This is a genomic window from Mesorhizobium sp. WSM4806 (assembly GCF_055811635.1).
Window position 1 is genome coordinate 1 of sequence record NZ_JBVVQZ010000040.1, and the last position, 17,724, is coordinate 17,724.

At 60.0% G+C, this 17,724-nt stretch carries 19 protein-coding genes and 3 pseudogenes; 11 read left to right on the plus strand and 11 right to left on the minus strand.

Annotation, left to right across the window (positions count from 1 at the left end):
* The first annotated feature begins 163 nt into the window (after positions 1–163).
* Positions 164–523: a hypothetical protein gene (locus AC0L2M_RS33810; protein ID WP_473537151.1), complete on the plus strand. Its 360-nt coding sequence runs from the start codon at positions 164–166 to the stop codon at positions 521–523.
* 832 nt (positions 524–1,355) lie between these two features.
* Positions 1,356–4,451 (plus strand): DEAD/DEAH box helicase, encoded by a 3,096-nt coding sequence (locus tag AC0L2M_RS33815; protein WP_473537173.1) that lies wholly within the window; start codon positions 1,356–1,358, stop codon positions 4,449–4,451.
* Positions 4,452–4,823: 372 nt separating this feature from the next.
* Here the strand turns inward: AC0L2M_RS33815 and AC0L2M_RS33820 are convergent, their stop codons facing one another.
* Positions 4,824–5,036 (minus strand): DUF3606 domain-containing protein, encoded by a 213-nt coding sequence (locus AC0L2M_RS33820; RefSeq protein WP_473537153.1) that lies wholly within the window; start codon positions 5,034–5,036, stop codon positions 4,824–4,826.
* 322 nt (positions 5,037–5,358) lie between these two features.
* Between AC0L2M_RS33820 and AC0L2M_RS33825 the strand changes: the two genes are divergently transcribed.
* Together AC0L2M_RS33825 and AC0L2M_RS33830 are read left to right on the plus strand one after the other, a co-directional pair.
* Positions 5,359–5,646, plus strand: coding sequence for a DUF4142 domain-containing protein (locus tag AC0L2M_RS33825; protein WP_473537154.1), 288 nt, complete (start codon positions 5,359–5,361; stop codon positions 5,644–5,646).
* Complete coding sequence (locus tag AC0L2M_RS33830; protein WP_473537155.1) at positions 5,606–5,878, plus strand: DUF4142 domain-containing protein; 273 nt, start codon at positions 5,606–5,608, stop codon at positions 5,876–5,878. The genes AC0L2M_RS33825 and AC0L2M_RS33830 overlap by 41 nt, the downstream gene beginning before the upstream one ends.
* Before the next feature lie 208 nt (positions 5,879–6,086).
* On the opposite strand, the gene AC0L2M_RS33835 is transcribed toward AC0L2M_RS33830, so the two are convergent.
* Positions 6,087–7,043, minus strand: coding sequence for a zinc metalloprotease HtpX (locus AC0L2M_RS33835; protein ID WP_473537157.1), 957 nt, complete (start codon positions 7,041–7,043; stop codon positions 6,087–6,089).
* A gap of 768 nt (positions 7,044–7,811) precedes the next feature.
* A pseudogene (locus AC0L2M_RS33840) lies at positions 7,812–8,215 on the minus strand (zincin-like metallopeptidase domain-containing protein); the annotation flags it as partial.
* A gap of 269 nt (positions 8,216–8,484) precedes the next feature.
* On the opposite strand from AC0L2M_RS33840, the pseudogene AC0L2M_RS33845 reads away from it, so the two are divergent.
* Together AC0L2M_RS33845 and AC0L2M_RS33850 are read left to right on the plus strand one after the other, a co-directional pair.
* Positions 8,485–8,697 (plus strand): annotated as a pseudogene (locus AC0L2M_RS33845) (HU family DNA-binding protein); the annotation flags it as partial.
* A 179-nt stretch (positions 8,698–8,876) separates the two neighbouring features.
* Positions 8,877–9,191: a WGR domain-containing protein gene (locus AC0L2M_RS33850; protein ID WP_436163607.1), complete on the plus strand. Its 315-nt coding sequence runs from the start codon at positions 8,877–8,879 to the stop codon at positions 9,189–9,191.
* Between the two features lie 14 nt (positions 9,192–9,205).
* On the opposite strand, the gene AC0L2M_RS33855 is transcribed toward AC0L2M_RS33850, so the two are convergent.
* Together AC0L2M_RS33855 and AC0L2M_RS33860 are read right to left on the minus strand one after the other, a co-directional pair.
* Entirely contained in the window at positions 9,206–9,475 is a 270-nt protein-coding gene (locus AC0L2M_RS33855; RefSeq protein WP_473537158.1) for a DUF4326 domain-containing protein, read from the minus strand.
* 63 nt (positions 9,476–9,538) lie between these two features.
* Complete coding sequence (locus tag AC0L2M_RS33860) at positions 9,539–9,937, minus strand: single-stranded DNA-binding protein (RefSeq protein ID WP_473537159.1); 399 nt, start codon at positions 9,935–9,937, stop codon at positions 9,539–9,541.
* Positions 9,938–10,414: 477 nt separating this feature from the next.
* Between AC0L2M_RS33860 and AC0L2M_RS33865 the strand changes: the two genes are divergently transcribed.
* Positions 10,415–10,555, plus strand: coding sequence for a hypothetical protein (locus AC0L2M_RS33865; RefSeq protein WP_473537160.1), 141 nt, complete (start codon positions 10,415–10,417; stop codon positions 10,553–10,555).
* A gap of 305 nt (positions 10,556–10,860) precedes the next feature.
* On the opposite strand, the gene AC0L2M_RS33870 is transcribed toward AC0L2M_RS33865, so the two are convergent.
* A complete protein-coding gene (locus AC0L2M_RS33870; RefSeq protein ID WP_473537162.1) occupies positions 10,861–11,793 on the minus strand; it encodes an ArdC family protein in 933 nt (310 codons plus the stop codon).
* 277 nt (positions 11,794–12,070) lie between these two features.
* Positions 12,071–12,256, minus strand: coding sequence for a hypothetical protein (locus AC0L2M_RS33875; RefSeq protein ID WP_473537163.1), 186 nt, complete (start codon positions 12,254–12,256; stop codon positions 12,071–12,073).
* A gap of 287 nt (positions 12,257–12,543) precedes the next feature.
* Here AC0L2M_RS33875 and AC0L2M_RS33880 point away from each other — a divergent pair, with 287 nt between their 5' ends.
* Both AC0L2M_RS33880 and AC0L2M_RS33885 read left to right on the plus strand, forming a co-directional pair.
* On the plus strand, positions 12,544–12,846 hold the full coding sequence (locus AC0L2M_RS33880) for a type II toxin-antitoxin system Phd/YefM family antitoxin (protein WP_473537164.1): 303 nt from the start codon (positions 12,544–12,546) through the stop codon (positions 12,844–12,846).
* Positions 12,843–13,301 (plus strand): PIN domain-containing protein, encoded by a 459-nt coding sequence (locus AC0L2M_RS33885; RefSeq protein WP_473537165.1) that lies wholly within the window; start codon positions 12,843–12,845, stop codon positions 13,299–13,301. The genes AC0L2M_RS33880 and AC0L2M_RS33885 overlap by 4 nt, the downstream gene beginning before the upstream one ends.
* Before the next feature lie 96 nt (positions 13,302–13,397).
* On the opposite strand, the pseudogene AC0L2M_RS33890 reads toward AC0L2M_RS33885, so the two are convergent.
* Positions 13,398–13,583 (minus strand): annotated as a pseudogene (locus tag AC0L2M_RS33890) (hypothetical protein); the annotation flags it as partial.
* A gap of 266 nt (positions 13,584–13,849) precedes the next feature.
* Between AC0L2M_RS33890 and AC0L2M_RS33895 the strand changes: the two are divergent.
* A complete protein-coding gene (locus tag AC0L2M_RS33895) occupies positions 13,850–14,899 on the plus strand; it encodes a hypothetical protein (RefSeq protein ID WP_473537167.1) in 1,050 nt (349 codons plus the stop codon).
* A gap of 11 nt (positions 14,900–14,910) precedes the next feature.
* Here AC0L2M_RS33895 and AC0L2M_RS33900 read toward each other — a convergent pair whose 3' ends face one another.
* Positions 14,911–15,075, minus strand: a complete 165-nt coding sequence (locus tag AC0L2M_RS33900; protein ID WP_473537168.1) for a hypothetical protein — start codon at positions 15,073–15,075, stop codon at positions 14,911–14,913.
* Between the two features lie 30 nt (positions 15,076–15,105).
* On the opposite strand from AC0L2M_RS33900, the gene AC0L2M_RS33905 reads away from it, so the two are divergent.
* Positions 15,106–15,954: a DUF3800 domain-containing protein gene (locus AC0L2M_RS33905; RefSeq protein WP_473537169.1), complete on the plus strand. Its 849-nt coding sequence runs from the start codon at positions 15,106–15,108 to the stop codon at positions 15,952–15,954.
* Between the two features lie 230 nt (positions 15,955–16,184).
* On the opposite strand, the gene AC0L2M_RS33910 is transcribed toward AC0L2M_RS33905, so the two are convergent.
* Positions 16,185–17,138 (minus strand): IS1595 family transposase, encoded by a 954-nt coding sequence (locus AC0L2M_RS33910; RefSeq protein WP_473537170.1) that lies wholly within the window; start codon positions 17,136–17,138, stop codon positions 16,185–16,187.
* 343 nt (positions 17,139–17,481) lie between these two features.
* Positions 17,482–17,724: EamA family transporter (locus AC0L2M_RS33915; RefSeq protein WP_473537171.1), on the minus strand; the 243-nt coding region annotated here is incomplete at its 5' end.

Genomic DNA, 17,724 nt, shown 5'->3' on the forward strand with positions numbered 1-17,724 from the left:
GTGGGGCTGTTGGCAGTGTCGGAGCGTCGAGAAGGCGGTGGCCGCCCTGCCGGACATCGTTAAGAAGGTCAAGGAAGCATCTACGTTTCCCGGCTTCGCCGTTGCGGTGGTGCATGGCGGCAGATGATCCTTGACCAAGGCTATGGCCTTCGCAGCAACCGGGATGACACCCTCTAAGGTCAGCAGCACCACCATCTTCCAGGTCTCCTCGGTGTCGAAGGCGATCTCGGCCACAGTGGCCGCCATCGCCATGACGAAGGACCACAGCTTCGACTGGGATACCTCGGTCGGCAAGGCCTGGGACCGCTTCCGCCCCAATCTCGACTACGTATCGGGCGACGCCACCATCGGCGACTCTTCGTTCCTCGCTCCGGCCTGCGTCCGGCGGCGGGCAGCGAGCTCGAGGATCTCGGTCCAGCGCAAGCAGATCGTCGTCCCGCGGCTGATTGGTCGGCTCGTGCTGATCTGGGGCTTCCGCTGTCGCTGTGGCTGCCGAGAGACGCAGGGTTCGAGCGATAGATGAAGCCCTGGGCAATTCCTTGGGGGTCTATGGCGGGCGAGGGTTGCCAAGCACGTCCGGATCGGCGCGAAGACTCGATGCGGATGCATATCGCCAATGGTAGCGCCAACCCGTTTGATTGCCGATTTTGTGCCGGGATGCTTGGAGTCTAGCACGCCAACGGTGCATGAGCTTTTGGACAGCAACCGTCGAACGACTGCTGAGCCTGAGAACTTGGGGTCCATCTGATAGCGAGTCATTTGGCCAAGTCTGGCAACGGGCAATTGGAATGCCGACCACAGATGCCTAAGCCGCTATCGACCAGCCGCTGCCGTTTCGTCCCAGAAAGAACCCACAAAGCCGTAGCCCCCCGGATTCGCGACTTGCTCAGGAAACCTCGCAATGCACGCATTGCTAGACAGTGCGGCACTCTATTCTCATGGCGCACGATCCGATCACACGCTGGGCAAGGCAACGGTTGCCGCTTTGCGACGTTGCTGAAAGCCGAGCGTCGGCAACTGTGCCGCCCAACGGAACACCGGGCGCGTCGCGGCCGTTTTGTCCCAGAATCGGAAGGTGAGACGTGGATAGAGTGACCTCCAATGCCGGAAAGGCTGAGCAGTGCGAACTTGCAACAGGAGGAGAAGCCGAACCGCCAGCTGCCGCGGTAGCTGCGGCATTGGTCAGCGCGTTGGAAACCACTCGAAATGGGGACATGCTCCATATCGCGAGTTCCGAACGCAGTGCCGCTGACATAACCCAGGCATTGCGCCACTTCCTCCCAGCAGCTGACATCCTGTATTTGCCGCCGTGGGATTGCCTGCCATACGACAGGGTGTGGCCCACTCGCGCCACTATGGGACGGCGGGTCAGCGTTGTTCATGCTGTTGCGGCCGCTACGAAAAGACCCCGCATCACGGTTACTTCGGTCGAATCTGCCGTGCAGAGGGTACCGCCTCCCTCGGTAATCGGCCAGGGTTTCGCCACCCTGCAGATTGGGCAAAAGGTGGACCCGAGGGCACTTCGGGTATTGGCTGAGAGAACTGGCTATGTTGTCGACGATCGGGTCGATGAACCAGGCGAGATAGCCATCCGCGGCGATCTTATCGACGTTTTTCCTGCTGACCGTGATCGCCCTATTCGTGTTGTACTGGGTCCTGGCGGCACCATCTCCGAACTTAAGGCATACGACCAAATCACTCAACGAAGCGAGCGATCGCTGCACAGAGTCGTAGTTGGCCCGGCGTCTGAGCTTATGTTGGAATCCGGCAACGAGTTCGACCCTGCAGCGATGCGCACCATCCCGATGGAGGAACGCCTGGTCTCGCTCTACTCCGACTTGCCGGCGCTCTTCGATGTCGCATCAACAGCTAACATCTGCTTCCTGGATGGATTGGAAGAAATTTCGCTCGCTCGCGTCTTGGACCTCATAGAGGAGGCGTGGCGCGGCAGGCGGCAAGTTTCCACGGTGGCGCGGCCCGCGGCGAAACGATTTTATTTGTCGCGTGAGGAATGGGACGACTCGCTACGGGATCGCCAGTGCCTGCGTCTTAGGATCCCGGTTGGTCGAATTCCCAAATTCTTCCACCTGCCGCGAGCCGGGCACGAATTCGCCGAGTTCGCCCAGGCGCGCACAAGCTCGGGGTTTAGTGTGGTGGTCACGGGCGAAGCTTCGGAACTGCGCCGAGCAGAGCGGCTGCTCGACCGTAAGTTCGGTCGTAAGATGGACCCGGTCGCCGATTGGCCGGAGATCCTCTCTGTCGAAAGAGGCTCTCTTCTCAAGGCGGAATTCGATCTCACGGATGGCTTTGTCGACGGGCCATCCCGAATTGCAGTCGTTGCGGCAGCGGACATATTCGGCCCGTCATCGACTGCAAACGCGGACTCCGGCAGCGGCATAGCCGAACCCGAACTGCGGCTCGGCGATCTGGTTGTCCATGAAGACCATGGCGTGGGCGTCCTTGCCGCGATCGAACAAATTGAAGTGGCTGGTCTGCAACAGGATGTTGTGAAGCTTGAATATCATGGTGGCGCTTCCTTGCTGGTGCCAGTGGAGGAGTTTGGCCGTATATGGCGCTATGGATCCGAGCCAGATGCGATAGCCTTGGACCGACTAGATGGTGAAGGCTGGAAGAAGCGGCGCCAGTCTGTAGTCCGCGAGATCGACAAGGTCGCCAAGCGGCTGGTCGCCATTGCGAAGGCCAGGTCCAGCCAGTCCGCCGAATTGATCAAGCCGCCGCGTGCCGACCTTGCTCGCTTCGCGGCGCGATTCCCTTACCCCGCGACCCCCGACCAAGCCGCCGCAATCCGAGCCGTGATGGATGACCTGTCCTCGGGCAAAACGATGAACCGGCTGGTCTGCGGCGACGTCGGCTTTGGAAAGACCGAGGTGGCGCTTCGGGCGTGTGCTGCGGCCGCGTTTTGTGGCAAGCAGGTTGCTATCGTTGCGCCCACCACCGTGCTCGCGCGTCAGCACTACGAGACGTTCTGCCGGCGTTTCGCAGGGTTCAACATCCAAGTTGCTCACCTTTCCAGGGTGGTCGGATCGACAGAGACAAGGAAAGTGAAGGACGGTCTGAGAAGCGGCAACATAGCGGTCGTCGTCGGGACCCATGCTGTTGCGGCCAAAGGGGTGGCCTTTAGCGATCTCGGGCTGCTCGTAATCGACGAAGAGCATCGGTTCGGGGCCAAGCTGAAGCAATCACTGCGAGGCTTGGCGCCATGCCTCCACACGCTGACCATGAGCGCTACGCCGATACCCCGCACGCTTCAATTGGCGATGGCGGGCGTGCAGGAAGTCAGCGTCCTGAACACACCACCTGCCAAGCGGCGTCCGGTTCGCACCATCTTGGCTCCTTTCGATGCCGGTTCGGCCAAAGCTGCTCTATTGCGCGAATACCGCCGCGGAGGACAAAGCTTCTTTGTCGTACCACGCATAGATGACATCGAGAATGTCGTTGAACAACTGGGCAGGCTGGTTCCGCAGCTATCGGTGAAGATCGCGCATGGCGAAATGAAAGGGCGTGAACTGGACGAGATAGTTGTCCGGTTCGGAGCAGGCGAAGGCGACATTTTGTTGGCCACTGACATCATCGAAAGCGGACTTGATATACCGCGGGCAAACACCATTCTCATTTGGCGGGCCGACCGTTTCGGACTTGCACAGCTCCATCAGCTTCGGGGTCGTGTAGGCAGAGGAAGGGTGCAAGGCATTGCACTTCTCTTGACCGAGCCCGGCAAGGAATTGGCTGAAGGCACAAGGTCCCGACTTTCGGCTCTTGTAGCTCTCGACCGGCTTGGCTCTGGCCTGGCCATCAGCCAAAGGGACCTCGACCTACGCGGCGCCGGCGATTTTCTCGGCGAAGAACAGGCGGGCCACGTAAAGCTGATCGGCGTCGGGCTCTATCATAGACTGCTCGAGCGTGCCTCATCGGTTGCTCGAGGCGGGCCCGGCTCTGACATGCACCTTCCAGACATCAACTTGCAGGCCGGAGGGTCATTCCCAGAAAGCTATGTGCGGGAGCCAGCCATACGCCTCAGCCTGTATTCGCGGTTGTTCCGCATCAGCACGCATTTAGACGTCAACGCATTTGCCGACGAGGTGGAGGATCGCTTTGGAGCCATGCCGAGCGAAGCGGCCACGCTGCTGGAGTTTAGCCGACTGCGAATAGATGCAGCGAAGTTAGGCTTGAGCCAGGTCGACCTAGGACCCGAAGCGATTGCGATCACCTTTCGCACAAAGCCCTCCGCCTCGGTCCGGCAGAACATTTTGAGGCTGGACGGGTTCGAATTTCGACGAGGCCGCTTGATCTGCAGGCCGTCAAACACACCAGGCATCGCAAAACTCGAGGTTTTACGAAGCGTGATCCGTTCCATTCGCTCGGCACATTCGGCACGTGAGCTGAACGCGAGACCGATTACCGGTCAAAGCACAACCGGCAATGGCCCCTAGCGGCCAAGGCTGCAAGAAGATCAGTTTGCCGGATTCGGTCAAAGTCCACGACGAGACCTCGCCGACCTCCCGGTCAGCGTCGACGTTCTCAAGCTCCCGGTCTGAGATTGAAGGCATCCGAAACGACCTGCCCCAGCGCTCTCAACGCGAGCCCTGTCGATTTTTGCCGCAGCCTACCACACCAACATCAACCAGCGGCGCAGCAGGTCTAGATCAACGTCGGTGAGGTCAGGTCCCGTAGGGAGGCTGTGGTGAGTGACAAATTCCCCAGATGACCCAATTGCGAAACAATCTCCAGACCGTTTCGTACCCGCCTCAACTTGCAGACGCCTTGTGCCACCCACAGCCACGTCAACCACGGTGATGTCTCTATCAGCCGGTCAGCGGACCTCCTTGCAGCACGGTTTTCAATTGCTTTGCAGCGGCTGTCAAAGCGCCGCGGTCATCCCCAGTGGCTTTTATTAGCTCCCGGACCTGCTCTGGCGTGATGCCGTTCTCGCGGGCGAAATGTTCCACCTCATAATCCTCGTCGACGGCTACGAGGTTACGGTCGCGGAAATCACGCTTGGTCTTGTCATCGGCCATTTCGTCCTCCTGCGGCTTCGATCAACGGCAACGCTGGCAAGTGACTTTCGTTGCGCCGGCTCGTCTGGGGAGGGCCGGTCATGACTACATTGCCTCCTGGGGAAGGTTGTACGGCTGACGCCTATGGACATCTCTCAAGGGCGGATCATGGCGGGCAGATGGGGAGCGACTGACAGCGCGTTGGTCTAGCAATGCCAGAAAGGCACCGGTTGATGACAGCGAGCATGCTGACCACGTTGTCACCGAGGGATGGCAGGAACGTCATCAGATTGCGCAGGAACAATCGTCAATCGAGCGGGTTGGAGGGTCCGTTGGCGAAAACATGAAGGAGGACGAGATGAACATCATGAGAACGGCCATTGCGGCCGCTGCGGTCGGACTGATGGGCTCGATCGCACTTGCTCAGACGGCAAAGATATCGCCGCAGGAGTTCGCGACTATGGCGGCCAGCTCCGATTTGTTGGAAATCCGTTCAAGCGAGCTGGCGATGCAAAAGTCGCAAACAGCCGCCATCCAGGAGTTCGCGCAGATGATGATCAACGATCATACGAAAGCATCCAAGATACCTGATGGCTGCCGCGCAGATAGACGGCGTCACCGTCCCGGCTGAAATGACAAAGAAGCACGCCAGCAAGGTCGAGGCACTAAAGACCGCTGACAACGAAGCTTTCGATGAAGCTTATATTGACGCTCAGGTGGCTGCTCATCGGGAAGCGCTTGCGCTGATGAGCTCCTATGCCGAAAGCGGAGACGCCGCGGCGTTGAAGGCACACGCGCAAAAGACCGCTCCCATTGTCCAGAGGCATTTCGAGCACGCTCAGCAACTGGATAAGGCTAAGTGACACGACCAAAGACGCGGCATGGGACTCTTCGGACCATGAAAAGCGATGTAGCGGGGTGGCCATGCTGGCCCCCTCGCTGCTGGTCGTCCGGCATACAAACACGTCCGAGCCGAGCACCCGCCTAAGCGAAGTTCCACGCACGATCTGTCTTCTCTTCGCGATTCGATCTCTCTAGGCGTCGTTTAGCGGGAGCCAACGCTTTGCCCTCCTACACGAACGGGCGCATGAGATTCTGCCGCCAGGACCGATCGCCGCGTCCGGCGAGCGAGTCGAGATAGGCCGTCCGGTTCGCAAGCGGAAGATCAGGCCGAACGGGCGAGACGAGTTCCGCCAGGCGCGCGATGCGCTCGCTTGTGCTCGGATGCGTCCGGAACCAGTGCAGCCACCGTGCCCCGCGCGAGTCGAAACGCTCCCAATCATCTCCCTGTATGGCTTCGATCCGTCGCAGAGCAAGGGCCAATGCCTGCGGATCGCCCGTGAGCTCCACGGCCCCTGCGTCGGCCAGGAACTCCCGCCGCCTTGAAAGCGAGAGCTGGAGAAGATCGCTGACAGTGGGCGAAAAGGTCAGGAGCAGAATGCCGAAGGGCGACAGAAACTCGCCCGTCGCCCAGAGCACCGGCAGCAGCGCGAAGAGCAGGAACAAGCCGGCGCTCGACATCACCTGCGTCATGGCTCCAGCCGTCGCCGCGAGCCGCATGATGAAGATGTCGCCGTGGCGGATATGGGCGATCTCGTGCGCCAGAACAGCAGCGAGTTCCCGCGGCGGGAGCGTCTGGAGCAGACCGCTCGTGACGGCGATGGCGGGATCTTCCCGATCGCCAGCAGCCATGGCCTGCAGGACGGGCGAAGGCAGCAGGTGGAGAGTCGGCGCGCGAGGGAGGCCGGCGCGGCGCGCGAGCTCTGCGATCAGCATGACGAGTTCAGGGTCACTGTGCCGATCCAGGACGATGGCCCCATATGCCTGCCGGAACAGGGCGCCGCCGGAGGCGGAGCCGACCAGGAGGGTGATACCGGATAGGATGAGGCCGAAAACAATGCCGTCCGACCCGCTGATCACGTACCCTGTCCATGCGGCGAGTGCCATAAGGCCGATGAGAATGGTGACCGAATGAAGCCTGTTTAGCGCGCGCTGCTGCCTCAAGGCTTCGCTGTCAAGCAGGTACACTCTATGACCGGGAGTTTGTTTTCGGCGCTGGCCCACTCTTCACCTCTTTTGCTGCAATTTCACAGCGCTCGTTTTCAGATCGAGCTTTGGACACAGTATAAAGCTCGGCACACCATTGCCCCTCCGATCGGAATGCGGATGCCAACAGACCGACAGTAAGGCGAGTACCACCCGGCCCTGGTTAAGCTAACGCGCAAGGAAGAGGATGCGAGATGGCAGGCAAAGATTGCGAGCAGTTTATCAACGATTCCGTCTACGCGGCGAACGTGGAGTCACGCGCGGAAGCGCTCGCAGTTTCGGTGCCATCTGGGGCGGGATGCGGATCGTCGAAGTGCGGCTGCTTCTGACAATACAAATTCGACATAGGAGGGCGGCCTAGGAGCCCCCTTTTCTGAATCACTCGGCTAGCGCCTTGATAATCGGCGTGGACCATAGGATCAGTATGAACCCGATACCCGACCAAAGCATCACAGTATCCCAGTTGCGATAATCCCGGCGCATCTCAGGCATCCCTGACAATACACCTATCTCTTACAGAATCCCGCGCTCAAAGCCAGATCCTCCGAAGTGCACGAAGGAGGGCTGTATCTGTCCCGCCGTCTGTACCGCCGGGTGACGCGCCCAGCAAAAAAGTTGGTGAAAGCTGGATCGAATTCAAGAGTTTCTGTTGCCGAGCAGTAGAAAAACCGCCGTCGCCGTAGCCAGATAAGGCGCAATCACTTGCTGCCAAATCATGTTGCTCCTCCGAGGCCGCAGGCTCGCCCTCGTTTACTCCGCGACCTGTGTCGCCCTCCGCTGATGCTCATGCAGGTGATTGAGCCGCCCGCTGGGCATGCGCTGCCGCGGCGAAGATGAAGCGGTTCTCGTTGCTGAGAATTTCGAGCCAGTTCGCAAGATAGCTTGCGTGGTCGTGCCTAGGCTCGAGCTCCGGAACGATGCCGAGGAAGCAACCGCCCAGATCGGCCAACGAGTTCTTCGTGGGCCCTGAAGGAGGGATCCTTATGATAACGGGAGAGGTTGCGATCAAGCCGTTTCTCTGAGCCGACCCAGTGGGTCAGTTCGTGCCCTAAAGTCGCACAATAGCTCGGCTCGTCCCGGAAGCTCTCGAACGGAGGCATTTGCACAAAAACCAGAGGCGGAATGAAATAGGCCTTTTCGCCGCCATGCCGGACGTGCACGGCGGCCCGTCAGCCGGGGCGATGAGGGTCGCGGGCACCCGGAAGGGCCGGAACGACAGTGGAGGACAGCAAAGCCGTTGCGGGCGGCCCCGGACCCGGCAGGAGCGTCGTCCGGTTTTCGCGCTTTACGCGTCGTTCGCGATAGTTCGCCAACCCCAGGAGATCAGCGCAGGGCTGGCGACCTTGGAGATTTCGGAAGCTTCTGGTGTGCATCCGCCTCTTGTCAGTGCATGGAAGATCCTGGAATTGGTATCCGCGGCTACAAGGCTATCGTGGAAAGCGTGTTTAAGGAAATCTCGGACGCCGCCCGATCGGGGGCGGAAACCAGCATACCGGGCTTCGGCAAGTTCAAGGTCAAGGACACGCCGGCGCGTGAGGGGCGCAACCCGTCGACCGGCGCCACGATCAAAATCGCCGCCTCGAGAAAGCTCACCTTCGCGCCGGCGAAGGCGGTGAAGGATGCGTTGAACGGCTGACCGCTCTGGCGGCTCGTTTCCGGTGGGCCGAGATCGTCGAGAAATTGAAGGCTGCGGTTCGCGAACTGCATCGTTGGTAGGAAGCTGATCTTGTCAACCTCGGCGCCTCGGGGCGTGTGCCGGTCCAACGACCCATCACGAGAATGAATCGACCCGGGTCCACCGATTCAAAGCTGTCATTGGACGGCGGACTCCGTCTGCGCGATCCTGTTGGTATGGTTGCGCAACGCTATCGCCTCTATATCGAACGCATGGACGCGAGTCGGAACATGGCCCGGTTCTATGCGCTGTCGATCGAAGGGACGTTGTTCGGGCAGACCTGCCTCGTGCGCCGATGGGGTCGGATCGGAACGACCGGTCGCATGGTCCAGCACTCCTTCGATGACGAGGGCGAGGCCGTGGGCCTTTTCCTGGAACTGTTGCGCGCCAAGCGGCGCCGCGGCTATCGACCCAAGTTTGGCGCTCGGCATGCAGAAACGGCCCCGTCGGCGTGACGGGACCGAAGAGGTCAGGCCTGGTTCGCGAGCTCTATCAGCACGTCGCCGTGGCACCCCTGCGGCGCGCACCAGCAGACCAGATCGCGGCCGCGGAGTTCGTCGAGCGCGTCGAGCAACTCGGGTTGCGACGCGAGCCACGCGCGATATTTCTTGATGACCTCCTCGCGTGAACCATCGCGGCCGATGACGAAGGGATTTCCCCATTTGCTCGGCCGCCCGATATAGACGCGCCCGGGAGCGAGCGCTTTCCCGACGATGCGGGCGTTGAGAACTTTGCACATCCTCGGTGCTCCTTTCTACATGAGGGATGGCCCCGCCGCGCGGCGGGGCCATCCGATCCGGGCTCAGAACGGGATGTCGTCCGTATCCTCGGTCTGGTTACCGCCGCTGTCGCCCTTGGGCCAGGCGAGGAAGTCGATGGCGTCGGCGATGATCTCGGAGCTGAAGCGCTCGATTTCGTCGTCGTCCGTCCACCTTGTGTAGTGGATGCGTCCGCGCACCGCGACCTTCATGCCCTTGACGCAGTGCTTCTGCACCGTCTCGGCGAGGCCGTTGAAGCACTTGATGCGGTGCCATTCGGTGTCCTGCTCGGCGTAGCCGTTTTCGCCCTTGACCACCTTGCCGTCGGCCCGCTTCGGGCGGGAGGTCGCCAGCCGGAAGTCGGTGATCTTGGTGCCGCCGCGGGTGTTCACCATTTCGGGGTCGTTGCCGATGTTGCCGGCGAGAAAAACGATGTTGGTCATTTCCTGTCTCCATCTTGTTCGTCCGGGGGACCGTCCCTCCGAACGAGACCCGGCCAAGGACAGCGGGAGACGCCTGCAACCGGAGCGGAACGCGACGGCTCGCCCCCAAGGCAAGGAGTGGTGCGGGCAGGCGCGAAGCGCCAACTCGGTCCGCCGCCGCGCGGGGTTGCGTGCGGAAACCGAATGGACTTAGGGGCTCATTTCGTTCCGGAGGGATTGTTCACCGGCAGCTCAGATGGGCGGGATTTGGCACAGCCGTTTCCACTGCCGGCATTCGCGCCGTTCCGGGGAATCCTGACCCGCGAGACGCGGCCGATCGCTGAAACCCGGTGACCCCTGCCCCCCCGGCGGGCTGACATCAAGATGAGGCCTTGGGTGCCGGCGCCGCCGAGCAGCGTCACATGCTCCGCGACATTGGGCTCGGCAACGTCCCTGCGAGGGGATGTGGCCCTGCCTTCGTGGGCTGATGAGTGCACCGTGCGCGAAGTCACGGACATCATGGCGGTGGACGGCGCCGAGGTCGGAACTGGCCACCAGCCCGATCGCACGACCCCGCTGTCGCTCGCTGGCCTCGTCGCGCCAGCCCCAGACCACCTTACGGCGACCTTTCCTGCCTGAGCGCGGATCGATGCCGCTGCGATGTGGCGGGCTGCACCCAGCCGTCGGAGCGATAGAGGTTGCCGGCATGGATCGCAGCATCCTGATAGCTGACCGCCCAGACGAAACCGCATTCCTGGCACAGCGTCGGGAAGACGAAGGCGCGCCACATGCGCACATTACGCGGCACAGATCGGGCCGGGCTGCGCATAGTCGCGACAGCTCGATGGCTTCGTGGCGGCTGCACGCCCGCCCGAGCGAGAGGGCGCGCAGGCGGATCGGGGAAGGTGCGTCACCTTCCCCGCCGATGATGGATGCGTGGAACATCAGGCGGCCTCGCGTTCTTCCGAGGCCCCCGGCTGAAGGCCGTGCAGGAAGGCGACGGCACGCTGCGCATGGGCAGCGGCCGAGAAGATCGCCCGCTTGTCGTCGGCGAGCACCTTGAGCCAGGAGTCGAGATAGCTCGCATGATCGGCCCGGGGCTCGAGCTCCGGCGCAATGCCGAGATCGGCGCAGAGAAAGCAGCTCCCGAGCTCGGCGATCAGTTCTTCGCGTGCCCGCTCGCTGCGATCCTTGGCGTAGCGGCTGAGGTCGCGGTTCACCCGATGCGGGGCCGAAGTCCAATGCGTGGCTTCATGACTGAGGGTCGCCACATATGCCGCGGCGTCGCGGAACGTCTGGAACGGCGGCATCTGGATGTGGTCGGTTGCCGGCGAGAAGTAGGCGCGATCGCCGCCATGCCGGATCATCGCGCCGGTATTGGCGAAGAAGCGATCGGCATGTTCGATGCGCACAATCGGATCGCGAACAGGTTCCGCCTTGTGCCCGTAATAATGGTCCGGCAGGCCGTCGATCTGCGCTACGTTGAAGACCGAGTAGGCTTTGAGGAACGGGATCTCCCGATCGAATTCCTCACCGGCGGAATCCGTTTCGGTCTTGGTGAAGCGGCTGGCGAAAACGACCATCGAGCCGGTCTCGCCCTTGCGGACGGCGCCGCCGAGCTCGAGCGCCTGCTTGAACGTCATCCACATCGGACTGGCAAAGCCGCGCGCGGTGGCCTCGGACCACAGCAGCAGCACGTTCATACCGCTATAGGGCAGACCGTTATGCCGTAACGGCCGCGTAACGCGGCCGATGGCATTGGCAGAATGCCATGGCTGCATCCAGGGCCGGACACCCTTCGCGAGCTCCGCGACGATGCGGTCGGTGATCCGCGCGTAGATGTCGATGCGCGGTCCTTTTCCTTCTTTCCTGCTCATTTTATGAACCTCCGGTTCTGGAGGCCGCGCCGATCGCGGCCCGTCACGGTGTCCGCCGCGGCGGAGCAGGAAGCCGGGCTGCGCACCCGACCGGGGTTCCCGTCGTGCTTGCACGATGGGGTGGTCATGGCCGCAGCGGGAGCGGAGGACGGCAACGCCGTTGCGCCGACCGCCTGGCTCCGCCAGGACCACGGGCAGGACGGGGCGGCGAGCGGGCGCCAGAAAGGAAAAAGACGGCGCCGGGGGCGCTGCCTGAGGGCAGTCGGGAGAAGGTCGGTTAGTGAACCGACCGGCCGCCGCAATATGGATTGTACTCGAAGAGGATCTCGACGTCGGCGCCGTTGAGCTCGTCGGCCGGCAGGACGCCGAATTCGTCGTCGACCTGGAAGAGGACGACCGGGGCGATGAGGGTGCGGGCGAGGGACCAGGCGGCTTTCTGGGCGAGGGTGAGATCGTGGGACATCTGAGGGCTCCATTTTGGGAAGCGGGCCAATTCCCGCTCGATGGCTCCGTCAGTGTGCGGCGGCGGTCGCGATCACCGCGAAGGCGTGAGCCGAGCGGCCGCAGCTTACTAGCGGACCCCTTGCGGGTTGAACGTGGAAGATCCGCCGCCGCACCAGGAAAGCCATCACGAGAGAGCGGGATTGGAGCGCTGGCGCAGGGGCCCGATGCCACGGTGTCTTGTCGCCGATGCTGGCGTCATCGCCGGGCGAGTGCTATATGTCTGACTAGCTGACTAGGTGTGAGACGATGGGCAAGCATACACAAGTGACGAAGAAGGCGCGGACGGCAACCCGTCCGGCGACAGGACGGTGGAAGCTTGAGGACGCGAAGGCGCGATTCAGCGAGGTGGTGCGCCATGCACGCGAAGAGGGGCCGCAGCGTGTGAGCGTTCGCGGCCATGACGCAGTCGTGGTGATGAGCGTCGAGGAGTTCGATCGTCTCGTGCCGGAGAAACCCCGTCTGCCCTTTTTGCAGTTCATGGAGAGCCTGCATCTCGACGGCCTCAACCTCGAACGCGAGATGGATCGCGGCCGGGACGTGGAACTGTGAGGGGATGGCTGCTCGACACCAATGTCGTGGCCGCTCTGATCAATCCGCAGGGTGCGCCGTCGGTGAAGCGTTGGGCCGAGGGGCAGGACGAGACGAGTTTCCATATCAGCGTGCTGACGCTGGCCGAATACGACAAGGGCATTCACCACCTGCCCGACGATCATCCGGATCGACCGCGCTACATGGCGGCGCGCGATGCGCTGGCGGAGCGGTTCGGTCATCGCGTGCTGTCGCTTGAGGACGAGGTCGTTCGGCGCTGGGGCCGGATTTCCGGGGCAGGCAAGCGCGCCAGTGGCCATGCGCCGCCGGTGATCGACACGCTGCTCGCGTCGACGGCGATCGAGCACGATCTCTATCTGGTGACGCGGAACGTCAAGGACACCAGGCCGTCAGGTGCGGTCGTGTTCGATCCATGGAATGACGATGTCGAGAAGTTTCCATTGAGCCCGCATTGACGGGCGAAATAGCGCCATAATGGAGCCGGCCCCGGTAGGGCCCCGAATCGCTGAGGTAAAGACAGGCGGGGCCGGAGCCCCGCCGCAGTCAGCGGCTCATCGGAGCGCCGCCATCGGGAGTTCTGCCGCCTTGCGATCGACGCTCTGCCCGGGGTTCTCCACCGGCCGTTCGAAGGGCTTCCAGACCTCGCCGACGACCTGTTCGTAGGCATTGACGGCGCCCTCGGCGGCCATACGCAGCGCGTGGGCCTGGAGCGCCATGTCGGCGGCGAACTCGGTCCGGCAGCCGGACGGCAAAACCGTGCGGATGCGCGCATTTCCGCCTTCGAGGCGCGCGATGCGTTCTCGAAGCTCGGAAATGGCAGAAGGTGGCGCCGATACACTCATCCTAAGAGTCAACCGGGATGATGTCGTGCCCCTGCGGAAGGAGGCATTCGATGCTCGGGCCATATCCTTCAATGGGCGATTATATATCTGACAAACCAAAGCTTGACGAAAACCAGTAGCAGGTGCAAACCGTTGACGGGAAGGCTGGGGGAAATGCTTTGGTGTCTGATGGAGTGCAGGTTGTTCGTATTGATAGCGAACAGGCCGCTTGGGATACGCTGACACGGCTGCTGTCAGGAGAGTTGCGCGCTAACCAAATATCCCTTGATTTGAGTGACCTTCAGTGGACAAAGGTCCACGTAGCCTTCAGGGGCGAGCCGTTCCATCAAACCGTGACCGCCTCGATAATGCGTGGTTTGGTGGAATTTCAAAATGATCTCTACCGATCTGTCGCGCGCCTTCTAAAAAACGACGGCCGCATCACGAGGCTTACGGACGACGAGAAAAGGCAGTTGGAACTAGTCTTCTCCGTTACAGAGGGCAGTTCTGACTTAATGGCTAAGGCCGCCGAATCTCTTGGCGCATTGGGGAAAGCCGTGGAAAAGCTCAATAGCAAACAATCGTTGATCGCTGTTCTCGCATTCCTACTTTTGTTCTTCGGCGCGGCGGGCGGGTATATCTACCTCAGCCATGTTGAGACGATGAAGAAGATTGAGGCCGAACAGAAGGGGCGCGAGTTCGATCAGCAGGGGAAGAAGGACCTGTACGATTTTATCGAGCGCATGCTACGTGACAAGCAGGCACAAGCAGCAACTATAAAGAAGGCCACTCGGCAGTCTGCTGCGGCGTCGGATATTTCTCAGTTTAGCGATCATGCGGTGGATGAAATTTTGCGTTCTAGCGGTGATGCTACGGAGGTAGTCTATCAGGGCCTGACATTTGATGCTGAGGTCATTTCGGCCATCACCACAAGCCGCAGAGCAAAATCCGAGAAGATGGTTCTACAGGACACGTTTTTGGTGACCGCGTTGGAGACCGACAACATTAATAGCTATCGAGTCCATCTAGAATCGATCAGCGGTGACTGGAACTTAGTTGCGGAACTTGAAGACCCGTTGGTTGGATCAAAGTACCAGAAGGCCATTCAGAACGCCGAATGGAACCATACCCCCGTTATCGTGCACATTGTGGGAAGGCGGGTAGGAGAGAGCATTCGAGACGCCAAGATCACTAAGGCGTATACTCCACGAAAGCGCAAAGAAACCGCCTAGTGCACGGCCCCTTAGCGTGAATTACTGGTCTTCTTCGGCTTGGCGTCCTTTGGTGGGGGTGGCTTCGCCACCTTCTTCAACACGCGGTCAAAGGCTTCCTCTGACTGGTCAGTTTCCAGTTCGCGGGCAGCCTCTTTGAACTTTTCAACTTGCGGCTTCTCGTTTCGTTCGGGCATTCTGACGCTCCTTTCGCTGGGGCGGGCGTGATGCGGCAATCGCTAATTATATACTGCGACGAATCTGACGATAAGGGTGAATTCTATTCACATTTTTATGGCGGCGCGTTGATAAACTCGCGCGACCAAACCACTCTAACTTCCTTGTTGAATGCAAAGAAAGAGGAATTAAATATCCACTCCGAGATGAAGTGGGACAGAGTTAGCGCGTCCTATAAGGACAAATATATAGAGTTTATAAAATACTATTTTGAGTTTGTCAAAGATGGCAGAATTAAGCTAAGGATTATGTTCACGCAGAACATTAATCAAGCTCGCGGCTTAACCGATGAGCATATCGGAAACGACTATTTCCTCTTGTACTATCAGTTCGTAAAACATTCATTCGGTCTTCGGTATTGCAATGGGAACCATCTAGGCACGCAAGTTTCTCTCCTGCTTGACGACGTTCCACAAACCAGTTCCAAGTTCGAACTATTCAAGGACTACATGTCCTCTTTGTCTGCTTTCCCAATTTGGAGACAGGCACAGGTGACGATCAAGAAAGATGATATCGCCTCCATCAACTCGAAGGCGCACCCAGTCCTGCAAGGCCTAGACATTGTTCTAGGCGCGATGCAGTCGCGCTTGAATGAAAAGCACACTCGACCGCCGAAACCCCGCGCTCGCCGGTCGAAGCGAGCGGTAGCGAAAGAGGCCGTCTACAAGGCGATCAAGGATGAGATTTGGTCGCTGTATCCAAACTTCAATGTTGGCACTAGCACCGCATGCGCGAATGGCGTCGAGGAGAGATGGTCACACCCATATAGGCACTGGTTGTTCAAGCCGAACAACAGCATCCAGGATCTGAAAAGAGGTAAGAAAAAGAAGCCCCACTAAGGCCTACATGAGTACCCTACGTATGAACGCAAGGCTTCGACCGAAGCAGAGCTCGCCAATCAAGATATAGCGTTTTAGGACCAATACAAGACCATTAGGCTTGACATCACAAAATAAATGCATATATGGCCCGCCGCTCGTTTCGTTACCGAAACTTTTTGCGCTTGTAGCGTTTGTCGTCCTCATATTTCCATAGCGGAAGCTTCAATTGGACCGGCTTTCGGTAGTGCTCATGCCTCGCGTTGACGAGGCCCCCCATAAGTCAGGCGGCGACCTTTGAAGCCCTTCAAGGCGATGAGCGAGCGAACGTTGTCCTCAATGCCCATGGCCGAACGGTTCGAATAGCGGAAGTCGAATTCCGCCAGATAGCGATGCAGATGGTGTTCGGCGCAATGCTGATAAACGCCCTTCATGCCGCGCTTGAAGATCGAATAATAGCCTTCCACGGTGTTGGTGTGGACGATGCCGCGAACGTATTCGTCGCGACCGTGATTGATCTTGCCATGGGCGGCGAACTCGGGGCCGATGTTGTCATAAACGCGCGCCTCATCGGACATGAAGACGCTTTCCTTGTGGATGTTGGCGTTGACGATCGGCAGGACGCGGGCAACCGAAGCGCTGTCGATATGGAATGAGCGGGCAATGCCGCCACGCTCCACAAGCGTAAGCACGGTGTTCTTGTGAGCCGCGCCGGTCCTCTGCTTCGGAACGCCAGCCAGACGGCCGATGTAGGTTTCGTCGACTTCAACGAACTTGCCGTTGCCGCCCATGGGCGTGAAGTCGTCAGAGCGCATGGCCTCACGAATGCGGTGCGACAGGAACCAGGCTGTCTTGTAGGTGCATTCCAGAACGCGGTGTAGCTGGTGCGAGGAAATGCCCTTCTTTGACGAGCACATAAGGTGGATGGCCTGCAACCACTTGTGCAAGGGCAGATGGCTTTCCTCAAAGATCGTACCCATGCGAACCGTGAACTGGGCACGGCAGGCAGAGCATTTGTAAAGGCCATGGCGCTCAACGCCGTGCGGGTTCTTCTTCGAAGGCTTGGAGCGAACGCCAGCCAGCTTGTAGTGCTTATCCATTGATCCGCAGTGATGGCAGACCGGACCCTGCGGCCAAAGCATCGCCTCGACATGCTCGAATGCGGCGGCTTCGTCGTGGAAGTAGGGGCGGGACAAAACGGACATGGCGATAACTCCTTGGAATCGTTATCGCTCACCCCGTTGGGTTTGTCAAATATATAATCGCCTTCAATGCGAAAATGCGAGTTCCATTTTTTGGAGTTTGGGCGCCCACGCAGTGTCCGAAAATTGTAGCAAATTTCGGACTCATTACGTTGCCTCAACGCACGGGCGACCTGGGCCGTCGAGATGATGGTCGGCCTGCTTCTGGTCGCCATGCAGTGATCGATAAGATAGTAGAGGCGTTTGATTTTCGTACCTGTTGGCCATCTGCAACTGCCTTTTGAGAGCACAACAGCGGCCAGGCTAAAAGCGACATTAACAATTATCTACGACGCAGCACAGCGCTTCACCTCTCAGATCTTAGGGCGAACAGCCCCGCTCCGCAGATCAAAACTGCGCCGAGAACGGTGGTTATCTTCGGCACCTCGTCGAAACACAGCAGCCCCCAAAGTGGAACCCAGACGATGGCGGTGTACTCGAAGACGGCAACGTTGCCTGCTGGGGCGAGGCGGTAAGCCTGGGAAAGCAATGTCATTCCGGCAGATGCGATCACACCGCAGCCGGCCATCAGCAAAGTATCCTGGAGCGT

Coding starts and splice junctions, on each gene's coding strand:
- AC0L2M_RS33825 (WP_473537154.1), top strand. CDS start 5,359: ATGAAGGAGGACGAGATGAACATCATGAGAACGGCCATTGCGGCCGCT.
- AC0L2M_RS33810 (WP_473537151.1), top strand. CDS start 164: ATGACACCCTCTAAGGTCAGCAGCACCACCATCTTCCAGGTCTCCTCG.
- AC0L2M_RS33830 (WP_473537155.1), top strand. CDS start 5,606: ATGGCTGCCGCGCAGATAGACGGCGTCACCGTCCCGGCTGAAATGACA.
- AC0L2M_RS33855 (WP_473537158.1), bottom strand. CDS start 9,475: ATGTGCAAAGTTCTCAACGCCCGCATCGTCGGGAAAGCGCTCGCTCCC.
- AC0L2M_RS33860 (WP_473537159.1), bottom strand. CDS start 9,937: ATGACCAACATCGTTTTTCTCGCCGGCAACATCGGCAACGACCCCGAA.
- AC0L2M_RS33900 (WP_473537168.1), bottom strand. CDS start 15,075: ATGCCCGAACGAAACGAGAAGCCGCAAGTTGAAAAGTTCAAAGAGGCT.
- AC0L2M_RS33910 (WP_473537170.1), bottom strand. CDS start 17,138: ATGTCCGTTTTGTCCCGCCCCTACTTCCACGACGAAGCCGCCGCATTC.
- AC0L2M_RS33880 (WP_473537164.1), top strand. CDS start 12,544: ATGGGCAAGCATACACAAGTGACGAAGAAGGCGCGGACGGCAACCCGT.
- AC0L2M_RS33905 (WP_473537169.1), top strand. CDS start 15,106: ATGCGGCAATCGCTAATTATATACTGCGACGAATCTGACGATAAGGGT.
- AC0L2M_RS33870 (WP_473537162.1), bottom strand. CDS start 11,793: ATGAGCAGGAAAGAAGGAAAAGGACCGCGCATCGACATCTACGCGCGG.
- AC0L2M_RS33815 (WP_473537173.1), top strand. CDS start 1,356: ATGGGACGGCGGGTCAGCGTTGTTCATGCTGTTGCGGCCGCTACGAAA.
- AC0L2M_RS33875 (WP_473537163.1), bottom strand. CDS start 12,256: ATGTCCCACGATCTCACCCTCGCCCAGAAAGCCGCCTGGTCCCTCGCC.
- AC0L2M_RS33820 (WP_473537153.1), bottom strand. CDS start 5,036: ATGGCCGATGACAAGACCAAGCGTGATTTCCGCGACCGTAACCTCGTA.